Source organism: Rhizobium azibense (genome assembly GCF_004342325.1).
GTDB classification, from domain to species: domain Bacteria; phylum Pseudomonadota; class Alphaproteobacteria; order Rhizobiales; family Rhizobiaceae; genus Rhizobium; species Rhizobium etli_B.
The window spans coordinates 98,039-110,781 of record NZ_SMBJ01000014.1; the positions used below are offsets into that span (position 1 = coordinate 98,039).

The following is a 12,743-nucleotide window of genomic DNA, read 5'->3' on the forward strand; positions in this document are numbered from 1 at the left end:
GTCCCGCGGGACCTTCCGTTTCAATCGACGGCCACCTTGCCACCCCGTTTCAAACTCGCTAAGAGACGCCGCAACTTGGGCCCCCGGGTGCAAGGCCTTAGAAGGGTTCCAAAGACTCCTTGTCCGGTCCTTCGGCCATGCTGTTTTGAGGGCTCCGTCATGCCGGGTCTGGCTTTTCGTCTCTCCCGGCGTTTGCTGTGGTAGAGGCTTATGGCACGCATCGTAATGAAATTCGGCGGAACGTCCGTCGCTGATCTGGACCGCATCAAGAACGTTGCCCGCCATGTGAAACGTGAAGTCGATGCCGGCCACGAGGTTGCGGTGGTGGTGTCGGCGATGTCCGGCAAGACTAACGAGCTGGTTGGCTGGGTGCAGGGGACGCCGAAGGTCGTCGGTGCCAATTCACCTTTCTACGATGCGCGCGAATATGACGCGGTCGTCGCTTCGGGTGAGCAGGTGACATGCGGGTTGCTGGCGATCGCGCTGCAGGCCATGGACATCAATGCGCGCTCCTGGCAGGGCTGGCAGATCCCGATCCGCACGGACAATGCGCATGGCGCTGCCCGCATCCTTGAAATCGACGGTGCCGACATCATCAAGCGCATGGGCGAAGGTCAGGTCGCCGTCGTCGCCGGTTTCCAGGGTCTGGGGCCGGACAATCGGATAGCGACGCTTGGCCGCGGCGGTTCGGATACGTCGGCGGTGGCGATCGCGGCTGCTGTCAAAGCCGATCGCTGCGATATCTATACCGATGTCGACGGCGTCTATACGACCGATCCACGCATCGTGCCGCAGGCGCGTCGACTGAAGAAGGTCGCCTTCGAGGAAATGCTCGAAATGGCCTCGCTCGGCGCCAAGGTGCTGCAGGTCCGCTCGGTCGAGCTTGCCATGGTGCACAAGGTCCGTACCTTCGTGCGCTCCTCTTTCGAAGATCCCGATGCTCCGGGCATGGGTGATTTGTTGAATCCGCCCGGAACGCTGATTTGTGACGAGGATGAAATCGTGGAACAGGAAGTAGTCACCGGCATCGCCTATGCCAAGGATGAGGCTCAGATCTCGCTTCGCCGTCTTGCTGACCGGCCCGGCGTTTCCGCCGCGATCTTCGGCCCCCTCGCCGAAAGCCATATCAACGTCGACATGATCGTCCAGAACATTTCAGAGGACGGTTCCAAGACGGACATGACCTTCACTGTGCCTTCGGGCGACGTTGAGAAGGCAATCAAGGTGCTCGGCGAGAACAAGGAGAAGATCGGCTACGACGTCGTGCAGAACGAATCGGGCTTGGTCAAAGTTTCGGTCATCGGCATCGGAATGCGTTCACATGCAGGTGTTGCCGCCACCGCCTTCAAGGCTCTTGCCGAGAAGGGGATCAACATCAAAGCGATCACGACTTCGGAAATCAAGATTTCCATCCTGATCGACGGTCCTTATGCGGAACTCGCTGTCAGGACTTTGCATTCCTGCTACGGTCTGGATAAGAATTGATTCCCAGCAGGAATGCCGCATTTAAGTTGTGAAGTCACGCGGCGTCTGCCGGGTTACTTTGCTTTTGTTTTTGGAGCTTGAGACGCCATGAGAGACCTATCCGGCGGTCCGCGCGTGCTGCTCAAGCGGCTGCGCGAGTTGATGGCGGAGCCGCTGGAGCCGCAGGAGCGTCTCGACCGGATCGTTCGGCAGATTGCCAGCAACATGGTGGCGGAGGTTTGCTCCGTCTACGTGCTGCGCTCTGACGGCGTTCTCGAACTTTATGCGACTGAGGGCCTTAAAAAAGAGGCCGTCCACCTGTCGCAACTGAAGATGGGTCAGGGCCTCGTCGGTACGATCGCCGCGTCGGCGCAGCCGCTCAATCTCTCCGACGCACAGTCGCATCCCGCTTTCCGTTATCTGCCGGAAACCGGCGAAGAAATCTACCATTCCTTCCTCGGCGTGCCGATCCTGCGCACCGGCCGATCGCTCGGCGTTCTCGTCGTGCAGAACAAGGCGAGCCGCACCTACCGCGAGGAGGAGCTAGAAGCGCTCGAGACCACGGCGATGGTGCTGGCCGAGATGATCGCCACCGGCGAGCTCAAGAAGATCACGAAGCCCGGCCTCGAACTCGACCTGACGCGCTCCGTCACGATCAACGGCGATACCTATAACGAAGGCATCGGGCTCGGTTATGTCGTGCTGCACGAGCCGCGCGTCGTCGTCACCAATCTTCTCAACGAAGATTCGGAGAAGGAAATCCGCAGGCTTGCGGAGGCGATGGGCTCGCTTCGGATTTCGATCGACGACTTGCTTTCGAGTCGCGACGTGTCGATGGAGGGCGAGCATCGCGAGGTTCTGGAAACCTACCGCATGTTCGCACATGACCAGGGCTGGGTGCGGAAGCTCGAAGAGGCAATCCGCAACGGCCTGACGGCGGAAGCAGCGGTCGAAAAAGTCCAGAGCGACACCAAGGCGCGAATGATCCGTCTGACGGATCCTTATCTCCGCGAGCGCATGCATGACTTCGAAGACTTGGCAAACCGCCTTTTGCGGCAACTGACTGGCTACACTGGCCACACTTCGGGGGATGGTTTCCCCGGTGACGCGATCATCCTCGCGCGCGCCATGGGCGCTGCCGAACTGCTCGACTACCCGCGGGCCAATGTACGCGGCCTGGTCCTCGAGGAAGGTGCCGTCACCAGCCACGTCGTCATCGTCGCCCGTGCCATGGGCATTCCGGTGATCGGCCAGGCGGCCGGCGTCGTCGCACTTGCCGAAAACGGCGATGCCGTGATCATCGATGGCGACGGCGGCCATGTGCATCTAAGGCCGTTGCCGGAGCATCAGAGGTCCTACGAGGAAAAAGTCCGGTTTCGCGCGCGCCGCCAGGAGCAATTCCGCGCGCTGCGCTCCGTCGAGCCGCTGACGAGGGACGGGCAGCGGATTTCGCTGCTGATGAATGCCGGGCTTCTGGTCGATCTGCCGCAGCTTGCGGAATCGGGCGCCGAAGGTATCGGCCTGTTCCGCACCGAACTGCAGTTCATGATCGCCTCCACGATGCCGAAGGCCGATGAGCAGGAAATCTTCTATCGCAACGTGCTGAAGCAGGCGGCCGGCCGCGTCGTTACCTTCCGCACGCTCGATATCGGTGGCGATAAGGTCGTGCCCTATTTCCGCGGCCACGAAGAGGAGAATCCCGCACTCGGCTGGCGTGCCATTCGCTTGTCGCTCGACCGTCCAGGGCTGTTGCGCACGCAGCTTCGCGCCATGCTGAAGGCGGCGGCCGGCGCTGAGCTGAAACTCATGGTGCCGATGGTGACCGAGGTTTCCGAGATCGCTACCGTTCGCGAGCTTTTGCAGAAGGAGGTGCAGCACCTTTCGCGCTTTGGTCACGGCCTGCCGCGCAAGCTGCAGTTCGGTGCGATGCTGGAGGTGCCGGCGCTACTTTGGCAGCTCGACGAATTAATGGCGGCTGTCGATTTCGTCTCGGTCGGCTCCAATGACCTCTTCCAGTTCGCTATGGCGGTGGATCGTGGCAATGCGCGCGTTTCCGACCGCTTCGATACGCTGGGCAAGCCGTTCTTAAGGCTCTTGCGCGACATCGTGCGAGCCGGTGAGCGCAACAATACGCCGGTGACATTGTGCGGCGAGCTTGCAGGCAAGCCGATATCGGCGATGGCGCTGCTCGGCCTCGGATTTCGCTCAGTGTCGATGTCGCCGGCCTCGATCGGGCCGGTAAAGGCAATGCTGCTCGGACTTGATGCCGCGGCCCTGGCAAAGGTCATGAACGAGGCGTTGGACGATATTCATGCAACGACTCCGATGCGCGAGGTGCTTGCCCACTTCGCCGAGAGCCACAATATTCCCCTTTAGCAGATTACAAGAAGAATCGGAGTGAAGGGTGGCGAAGCTTCCCGTTGAAAAGATGCGCGAGCTGGAACGCCGCTTCGGCGAAATCGAAGCGCGGATGTCGGCCGGCCCGTCGGCGGACGTCTACGTGAAGCTCGCCTCCGAATATTCCGAGCTGCAACCGGTCGTCACCAAGATCCGCGCCTATGAAAAGGCTGAAGCGGAAATTTCCGATCTCGAAGCTTTGCTCGAAGACAGGTCCGTCGACCGTGAGATGCGTGATCTCGCGGAGCAGGAATTGCCGGATGTGAAGGAGCGCATCGAGGCGCTGGAGCAGGAAATCCAGATCCTGCTGCTGCCGAAGGATGCCGCAGACGAAAAAAGCGCGATCCTTGAAATCCGCGCGGGTACGGGAGGCTCGGAAGCTGCACTCTTCGCAGGCGACCTTTTTCGCATGTATGAGCGTTTTGCCGCAGCGAATGGCTGGAAGGTCGAAATTCTTTCCGCAAGCGAGGGCGAAGCTGGCGGCTACAAGGAAATTATCGCCACGATCACCGGCAAAGGCGTCTTCGCCAAGCTGAAGTTCGAGTCCGGCGTGCATCGTGTGCAGCGCGTGCCCGAAACAGAAGCAGGTGGGCGAATTCATACCTCGGCAGCAACGGTCGCCGTACTGCCGGAAGCGGAAGAAATCGACATTGAAATCCGACCGGAAGACATCCGTATCGATACGATGCGATCGTCCGGGGCGGGCGGCCAGCACGTCAACACTACGGATTCAGCGGTGCGTATCACGCATCTGCCGACGGGCATCGTCGTCACCAGTTCGGAAAAGTCACAGCACCAGAACCGCGCCAAGGCGATGCAGGTACTGCGTTCGAGGCTCTATGATGCCGAACGGCAAAGAGCCGATAACGAACGTTCCGCCGATCGCAAGAGCCAGGTGGGCTCCGGCGACCGCTCGGAGCGGATACGCACCTACAATTACCCTCAGGGCCGCATTACCGATCACCGCATCAATCTGACGCTCTACAAGCTGGACCGGATGATGGAAGGCGAGATCAACGAGGTGGTGGATGCCCTGCTTGCCGATTATCAGGCAAGTCAACTGGCTCTGCTTGGCGAGCAGCAATGACCGGAACGCGGCCGACGGTTTCCAAAGTTCTCGCCGAAGTCCGCCGCCGCTTCACCGAAGCCGGCATAGCCGATCCGGCAACGGATGCAAGGCTACTCGTTGCCGGATTGCTGAAGTTTTCCTCGACCGAAATTCTATCACGCGGCAATGAACCCGTCGCTGGCGACAAAGAGGCCTTGATCCTTGCAGCTGTCGAAAGGCGGCTAGCGCATGAGCCGGTCCACCGTATTCTCGGCGAGCGGGAGTTCTACGGCCTGCCGCTTTGGCTTTCCGCCGAGACGCTGGAGCCGCGGCCGGACACGGAAATCCTCGTCGATACGATGCTTCCTTATTTAAGAACCCTTGCAAAAACGGAGGAACATCTCCATATCCTTGATCTGGGAACCGGAACCGGGGCAATATGCCTTGCGCTTTTGAGCGAATGTCCGGAAGCATCGGGTATCGGAAGCGATGTATCCGCAGGTGCCCTCAGAACGGCCGAATCAAACGCTGCGAGAAACGGATTGAAGGAACGGTTTGAGACTGTGCAATCCAGTTGGTTTCAAAACATTCACGGTATGTTTCACGCAATCGTCTCAAATCCGCCCTATATTGCTTCCAGTATCCTTGACAGTCTCGCTCCTGAAGTAACGAAATTTGATCCGGCGACAGCTCTGGATGGTGGCCCCGATGGGCTTGACGCATACAAAGCGATAGCCAAGGATGCTGCCGGGTTCATGCAGCCAAACGGCGTCATAGGACTGGAAATCGGTTACGACCAGCGCAATCACGTAACGGCGGTCTTCGAGGCCGCAGGCTTCAAATGCGTCGACTCGGCAAAGGATTATGGCCAGAATGACCGGGTGCTCGTGTTCGCACCCATCGCTTCGAGCGACAAATTGCAGCATTGAACAGGACATTACTGCTATTGCGAAGAAAAGGCTTGGATTTCCCGGGGAAGCGATATAGGTTGCCCTCACGCGTTGGGCAGTCAAGAAGGAACGTCGATTCGTTCGCTACTTGGTCGGCCTCGGGGGTCCACTCTTTTAAACGAGAGTTTCAAAGGTTGAACACGACCCAATGCGTGAATCAGTCAATATGACTTGAGAACAAGCGGCAGGTCGGCGCGAAGGCGCATTATGCTTGCGGCACGAAGGCCCTGAGCCGGTTTACCGGCCACGGCGGTTGGTGCCATAACTCCACACAAACAGAGAATTCAGGTGAACGATCTATGAGGCCAGGACAGCAGAACAAGCGCGGTCGAGGGCGTGGCAGTAACAATAACGGCGGCGGAAATAACAACAATAATTTCAACCGCAAGGGTGGCAATCCGCTGACGCGGACCTACGACAGCTCCGGCCCCGATGTGAAGATTCGCGGTACCGCTCAGCATATCGCTGAAAAATATTCGCAGCTTGCCCGCGATGCCCAGAGCTCTGGTGACCGCGTCATAGCCGAGAACTACCTCCAGCACGCAGAGCACTATTATCGCATCATCGCGGCCGCCCAGACGCAGATGCAGGAACGTTTCCAGCGCGACGACCGTAACGAATATACCGACCGCGAAGGCGGTGAGCGCGATGGCGACGAACTGGATACGGCAGACAGCGATGATGCCGTCGTCGTTCAGCCGCCGCGCGAGCAACCTCGTCGCGAACAACGCGCAGAAACTGCTGCTTCTGTCGCCGCCCCGGCTCAGGAAACCAACGACGGAACTGGCCCTCAGCCGGAAATCGAAGGCATTCCGGCCGAAGTCTCCATGGAGGAAGAAGGCGGCCAGCAGCGCGAACGCCAGCCGCGCCGCCGTAACGCCAGCAACCGACCGCGCCGCCCGCGCCGTGCCGAAGGCGAGGGCGAGACCGCTTCCGCCGAAGCACCGGCTCTGGCCGAAGCGGCTACGGAATAGGCTTCGTTCCCGGCTCACAGGAAAATCGTCGTGACAGAGCCGGCAAGCACGACTGCCATCACGATCTTGAAGGCGCGCGCAATGCGCGCGTCTCGAAGCAGTTTCTGCATCAATGCGCCTGCCATCAACCAGGCTAGACCGCTCGGGAAGCCTGCCACAAAGAACAGGCCTGCGAAGGTTGCCGCCGAGCCGAAAGCGCTTTCTGGAGATGCGCCGCAGTAGGCAGCAATCCCACTTACGGCAACCAGCCAGCCCTTCGGATTCATCCACTGAAACACCGCCGCTTGCACAAAGCCCACGGCTTTCGTGCCGCCTTTGGCCTGCGCCACGTCCGTGGTCGCGATCTTGAAGGCTAGCCAAAACAAAAAGGCAGCGCCGATCAGATTCATGATCGTCAGCGCAAGCGGATAAAGCAGAAACAGCTGCGCAAGTCCGAGGCCCGCACAAAAGAACAGCGACGACATTCCCAAGGCCGCACCGAGCACGCAGGGCAGGCCGCGTGTCAAACCCACGAGCGAGCCGGTCGCCATGATCATGACGTTGCTAGGGCCGGGTGTGATGGCGCCCACGACCGAAAAGGCCAAAAATGCAGCCGTTTGCTCGAAGGTCATCAAGAACCTGCCGTTTAGGAAGCTCCTAGGCATACCAAAAGCGCCACGATAGGGTCTTGAACGTTCGTGCCGTCAGGCCGCGCCGCGTGCTCCCGAAGGGATTCTTCAGCCCGGGTTTCATGGTTCCGGGCTCTTTAAACTCGCAAAAATCCATCCCATATTCTTGCTCGAATGCTTCGTCCCAATTCCAAAAAGGATAAAGCGACGGCTCGCCTTTTGAGGGAGCTCAATCTCAATCATCGGCCTGTGCCTTATAAGGGCAGGGCGATCCATGGAGGTAGAATATGAATATCGAAAAGTATTCCGAGCGGGTGCGCGGTTTCGTTCAGTCCGCCCAGACCTATGCCTTGGCGCAGGGTCACCAGCAATTCACGCCGGAACATGTCCTCAAGGTCTTGCTTGACGACGATCAAGGCATGGCCGCTTCGCTGATCGAGCGCGCCGGCGGCGATGCCAAGGCGGCGCGGCTTGCAAACGATGCTGCGCTTGCAAAGTTGCCGAAGGTTTCCGGCGGCAACGGCAACATCTATCTCGCCCAGCCGCTCGCTAGAGTTTTTTCCACGGCCGAAGAGGCCGCCAAGAAAGCCGGCGACAGCTTCGTCACGGTCGAGCGGTTGCTGCAGGCCTTGGCGATCGAGACGTCCGCTTCGACGTCAGCGACGCTGAAACATGCCGGCGTAACGGCGCAGGGCCTCAATCAGGTTATCAACGATATTCGAAAAGGGCGCACGGCCGACTCCGCCAATGCAGAACAAGGCTTCGATTCCCTGAAGAAATACGCCCGCGACCTGACAGGCGAGGCCCGCGAGGGCAAGCTCGATCCGGTGATCGGCCGCGATGACGAAATCCGCCGCACGATCCAGGTCCTCTCCCGCCGCACCAAGAACAACCCGGTGCTGATCGGCGAGCCCGGCGTCGGCAAGACGGCGATCGTCGAAGGACTGGCACTGCGCATCGTCAACGGCGACGTACCGGAATCTCTCAAGGACAAGAAACTGATGGCGCTCGACATGGGCGCGCTGATTGCCGGTGCAAAGTATCGCGGCGAATTCGAAGAACGGCTGAAGGCCGTGCTCAACGAAGTGCAGTCGGAAAGCGGCGAGATCATCCTTTTCATCGACGAAATGCACACGCTGGTCGGCGCCGGCAAGGCGGATGGAGCGATGGATGCTTCCAACCTGCTGAAGCCAGCGCTTGCGCGCGGCGAATTGCACTGCGTCGGTGCCACCACGCTCGACGAGTATCGCAAGCATGTCGAGAAGGACGCAGCACTCGCCCGCCGGTTCCAGCCCGTCATGGTCGATGAACCGACGGTCGAGGACACGATCTCGATCCTTCGGGGCCTCAAGGAAAAATACGAGCAGCACCACAAGGTTCGCATTTCGGACTCGTCGCTGGTGGCGGCTGCGACGCTGTCGAATCGCTACATCACCGATCGCTTCCTGCCCGACAAGGCGATTGACCTGATGGACGAGGCGGCCGCGCGTTTGCGTATGCAGGTGGATTCGAAGCCCGAAGAGCTAGACGAGCTGGATCGCCGTATCATGCAGCTGAAAATCGAGCGAGAAGCGCTAAAGAAGGAAACGGATGCGGCTTCCGCCGACCGACTGACGCGGCTCGATGCCGAATTAACGGATCTGGAGGAGAAGGCCAACGCGCTGACGGCCCGCTGGCAATCGGAAAAGCAGAAGCTCGGTCTTGCCGCCGATCTCAAGAAGAAGCTTGACGACGCCCGCAACGAACTGGCAATCGCTCAGCGCAAGGGTGAATTCCAGCGCGCCGGCGAATTGACCTATGGCGTCATTCCGGAGCTGGAAAAGCAACTCGCCGATGCGGAAAGCCAGGATAGCGACCGCAGTGCCATGGTGCAGGAGGTCGTGACTCCGGACAACATAGCCCATGTCGTTTCCCGCTGGACCGGCATTCCGGTCGACAAGATGCTGGAAGGCGAGCGCGAGAAGCTGCTCAGGATGGAAGACGAGCTGGCGACGTCGGTCATCGGCCAGGGCGATGCGGTGCAGGCGGTATCGCGTGCCGTTCGCCGCGCGCGCGCCGGGCTGCAGGACCCGAATCGGCCGATCGGCTCATTCATCTTCTTGGGCCCGACCGGCGTCGGCAAGACGGAGCTTACAAAGGCGCTCGCCCGCTTCCTCTTCGACGACGAGACGGCAATGGTGCGCATGGACATGTCGGAATACATGGAAAAACACTCCGTGGCCCGGCTGATCGGCGCCCCTCCCGGCTATGTCGGCTACGAGGAAGGCGGCGCATTGACGGAGGCCGTCCGCCGCCGGCCCTATCAGGTCGTGCTCTTCGACGAGATCGAGAAGGCGCATCACGATGTCTTCAATATCCTGCTGCAGGTGCTGGATGACGGGCGCCTGACGGACGGTCAGGGCCGCACGGTCGACTTCCGCAATACGATGATCATCATGACCTCGAACCTCGGTGCCGAATACCTCACCCAACTGGGCGAGGGCCAGGACAGCGACACGGTTCGCGAGCAGGTGATGGATGTCGTGCGCGGCAATTTCCGGCCGGAATTCCTGAACCGCATCGACGAGATCATCCTCTTCCATCGCCTGAAGCGCGACGAGATGGGCGCGATTGTCGATATCCAGCTGAAACGGCTGGTGGCGTTGCTGGCCGAGCGCAAGATCACGATCGAGCTCGACGAGGATGCCCGCAGCTGGCTTGCCAACAAAGGCTACGATCCGGTCTATGGCGCGCGGCCCCTGAAGCGGGTGATCCAGAAGTATGTACAGGATCCGCTCGCCGAGCAGATTCTTTCCGGCCAGGTGCCGGACGGGTCTACGGTGAAGGTCACCAACGGCTCTGACCGCCTGTTGTTCCGCCCGCGCAATTCCGCCGTCGGCGAAGCAGCGTAAAGAGCGAGCATCCGGAAAAACAAATGGCGGCTGCGGCCGTCATTTTTGTCTGGCCTATTTGCTGGCGACCTGATCGACCGGCTGGTTGTTCAGGAGCGTATCGATGCGCTTGCGCTCGTCCTGGAATTTAGCCAGTGCTTCGCCAGCCAAAGACTTGCCGCCCGGCAGGCGGATGCGGAGCGGATCGACCTTGGTGCCGTTGACGATCATTTCGTAGTGCAGATGCGGTCCCGTGGACTCACCGGTAGTGCCGACCCAGCCGATCACCTGGCCCTGGCGAACTTTGGCTCCGGGCACGATACCTTTGGCAATGGCGCTCTGGTGGTTGTAGGAGGACTCGTATCCGTTGGCATGACGAACGATCGTCTGATTGCCATAGCCGCCGGAATCCCAGCCGGCCTTCTCGACCGTGCCATTGCCGGTCGCGATGATAGGCGTACCGCGGGGAGCAGCCCAGTCGACGCCGGTATGCATGCGGGCAAAACCCAGGATCGGGTGGCGTCGCATGCCGAAACCGGACTTGAAAATGCCGTTCGGCACCGGGTTGCGCAGCAGGAACTGACGGATGCTTTTGCCGTCCTGATCGAAGTAATCGACGTTGCCGTCTGCGTCCTGGAAGCGGTAGAAGCGTGTCACCGTATCGCCAAAACGGGCATTGACGTAAAGCAGCTCGGAATTCGGCGTCGCGCGGCCGCTCGAATCGGTGACGGAGAAAAAGGCCTCGAGGAAATCTGTCGGTCTCAATTGCGCCTGGAAGTCAACATTGGCCGCAAGCAGCTTGATGATCAGCGCCGTCATATCCTTGGTCATGCCGTAGGAAAGAGCGGCGCGATAAATGCCGTCATAAATGCGCGGCAGGTTCTGGCCAGCGGGAACCGAGAGCGAATTGTCGTCGAAGGCAGTCGCGATCGCATCAAGCATGGGCGGTTCGCTTGCCTCGACGAAGCGGCTGTTGTCATCGAGTGCGATCGTGACGAGATGACGCGTGCCACGATAGACGCTGGCGCGGATGAGTTTGGCCTGTTCGCCCTTCTGGATGATGCCGACACGCAGGACGTCGCCCTTGGCAAGATCATCGCTGCCGAGTGGCGGGGCAAGGTTGGCAGAGAGCATCTTCGCCTGCGGCTCGGGATAGCCCGAATCCATCAGTGCCTTGACGATCGTGACGTCCTGGCGGGCCGGCACGATGTCGTCGGCAAATTCCTCAGTCTGCGGCGTGATCGATTCCGGCGCGGACACCGTCATGTTCTGCTCAAGAACGCGGGCCGAAAGGCCCGATGTCAGATCCACATCGTTGTCCTCGTTCGAAAAACGCTGAGGGTCGACATAATAGAGCGCAGCCACCTGAGTGGCGCCGTCGGTCAGCGCCGAACCATTCGAGCGGACATTCTCCTCGACTTCATCCAGGGTCATGCCGGGCGCTGCCTGAAAGTCGCTCTTTCCGGTCGGGAAGGGAACGGTCTTGAGGCTGACCTCGGATTCAACGTCCGAGCCGTAAATCGCGCCGGTGCGCGCGGCCGGAGCGGGCTGTGCCTCATCGGCCGCGAAAATGGCGAGCGCGTCAAAATCGGGATAGTCCTCGGTCGCCACGTGATTGGCGGCGAGCCGCATCTTTACATGCGAGAATGGCTGGCGGCGGACAATTTCCTTGTCACCGTCATGGACGACCGTCGAGACTTCCATGATCGCCCGGTCCGAAGGCCTGGCGGCGATCGCCGGGGCGATCAGCCGTCCACCGCGGGTAACGGCACTATCTTCGTGGGTATTGACGCTGGCGAAGGCCTCGGCGGGGATCGCCAGCTGCTGCCGGCCATCAAGGGCGGCAAAGAGCGCGACACCCATCAACACGCTCGATGTAATGCCAGTGAGGAACGTGCCCGAAAGCCAGCGGAGAGAAACCTCACGCTTGTCGGGTGCGCGCCTGCCATCGGCGAGAAGCGGAGGCTCGTTACCCAACGAGCGGATCATCATCTTCTCCGTCATCATGGCAGTTTTATCTGCGTCCTTTCATGGGCGTCTTCGGACCTCTCCGGCTGGGCCGAAAGATGTGCATATTTCGGGCATGGAAGTCAAATCACGCCCAAAACGCAATTTAGACGCCCATGCCTGCGTGAACCATGCGTCCTTTTGAGACCATCCGATTGTGATCTTGTGAGGGCGGAACCATGGCTGAAGTCAATTTTTACCGGCGGTCGATCGGAATGGCCTTTTGCGGGGAGCAAACAGGACCGTCGAAGGCACAGTGAACGGACCTAAGGCGAATCTCGATTTAAAAACAATGGAATGAGAGAAATTTCATTTTTTTCTAGAAAGGCCTGTTGACTATGTCTGAGGGTTAGCCGTATAAGCCGCGTCACTGAACGAGGGCGGCGGCGCTGCTGGCGACGATGTCCTTCGCTCTTGGGTTTCCG

8 protein-coding genes are annotated in these 12,743 nt (G+C 60.0%); 6 read left to right on the forward strand and 2 right to left on the reverse strand.

Annotated features, from left to right (window positions below; all coding sequences use genetic code 11):
* The first annotated feature begins 210 nt into the window (after positions 1 to 210).
* The 5 genes from EV130_RS28725 to EV130_RS28745 all read left to right on the forward strand — a co-directional run bounded on the left by EV130_RS28725 (position 211) and on the right by EV130_RS28745 (position 6,833).
* Complete coding sequence (locus EV130_RS28725; protein ID WP_074062649.1) at positions 211 to 1,485, forward strand: aspartate kinase; 1,275 nt, start codon at positions 211 to 213, stop codon at positions 1,483 to 1,485.
* A gap of 87 nt (positions 1,486 to 1,572) precedes the next feature.
* Positions 1,573 to 3,840, forward strand: a complete 2,268-nt coding sequence (gene ptsP, locus EV130_RS28730; RefSeq protein ID WP_074062648.1) for a phosphoenolpyruvate--protein phosphotransferase — start codon at positions 1,573 to 1,575, stop codon at positions 3,838 to 3,840.
* Between the two features lie 28 nt (positions 3,841 to 3,868).
* A complete protein-coding gene (prfA, locus tag EV130_RS28735) occupies positions 3,869 to 4,948 on the forward strand; it encodes a peptide chain release factor 1 (RefSeq protein WP_074062647.1) in 1,080 nt (359 codons plus the stop codon).
* A complete protein-coding gene (gene prmC / locus EV130_RS28740; RefSeq protein ID WP_074062646.1) occupies positions 4,945 to 5,838 on the forward strand; it encodes a peptide chain release factor N(5)-glutamine methyltransferase in 894 nt (297 codons plus the stop codon). The genes prfA and prmC overlap by 4 nt, the downstream gene beginning before the upstream one ends.
* Positions 5,839 to 6,158: 320 nt before the next feature.
* Positions 6,159 to 6,833 carry a DUF4167 domain-containing protein gene (locus tag EV130_RS28745; RefSeq protein WP_074062645.1) on the forward strand — a complete coding sequence of 225 codons (675 nt, stop codon included), beginning with the start codon at positions 6,159 to 6,161 and terminating at the stop codon, positions 6,831 to 6,833.
* 14 nt (positions 6,834 to 6,847) lie between these two features.
* Here EV130_RS28745 and EV130_RS28750 read toward each other — a convergent pair whose 3' ends face one another.
* Positions 6,848 to 7,444, reverse strand: a complete 597-nt coding sequence (locus tag EV130_RS28750; protein WP_165918586.1) for a LysE family translocator — start codon at positions 7,442 to 7,444, stop codon at positions 6,848 to 6,850.
* Between the two features lie 284 nt (positions 7,445 to 7,728).
* Here EV130_RS28750 and clpB point away from each other — a divergent pair, with 284 nt between their 5' ends.
* Positions 7,729 to 10,332: an ATP-dependent chaperone ClpB gene (gene clpB / locus EV130_RS28755; RefSeq protein WP_074062643.1), complete on the forward strand. Its 2,604-nt coding sequence runs from the start codon at positions 7,729 to 7,731 to the stop codon at positions 10,330 to 10,332.
* A 54-nt stretch (positions 10,333 to 10,386) separates the two neighbouring features.
* Here clpB and EV130_RS28760 read toward each other — a convergent pair whose 3' ends face one another.
* On the reverse strand, positions 10,387 to 12,318 hold the full coding sequence (locus tag EV130_RS28760) for a M23 family metallopeptidase (protein WP_074062642.1): 1,932 nt from the start codon (positions 12,316 to 12,318) through the stop codon (positions 10,387 to 10,389).
* Between the last annotated feature and the right edge of the window lie 425 nt (positions 12,319 to 12,743).

Bases quoted from the DNA above. Each gene is read 5' to 3' on its own strand.
- prmC (WP_074062646.1), top strand. From the start codon at position 4,945: ATGACCGGAACGCGGCCGACGGTTTCCAAAGTTCTCGCCGAAGTCCGC.
- ptsP (WP_074062648.1), top strand. From the start codon at position 1,573: ATGAGAGACCTATCCGGCGGTCCGCGCGTGCTGCTCAAGCGGCTGCGC.
- clpB (WP_074062643.1), top strand. From the start codon at position 7,729: ATGAATATCGAAAAGTATTCCGAGCGGGTGCGCGGTTTCGTTCAGTCC.
- EV130_RS28760 (WP_074062642.1), bottom strand. From the start codon at position 12,318: ATGATGACGGAGAAGATGATGATCCGCTCGTTGGGTAACGAGCCTCCG.
- EV130_RS28745 (WP_074062645.1), top strand. From the start codon at position 6,159: ATGAGGCCAGGACAGCAGAACAAGCGCGGTCGAGGGCGTGGCAGTAAC.
- EV130_RS28725 (WP_074062649.1), top strand. From the start codon at position 211: ATGGCACGCATCGTAATGAAATTCGGCGGAACGTCCGTCGCTGATCTG.
- EV130_RS28750 (WP_165918586.1), bottom strand. From the start codon at position 7,444: ATGACCTTCGAGCAAACGGCTGCATTTTTGGCCTTTTCGGTCGTGGGC.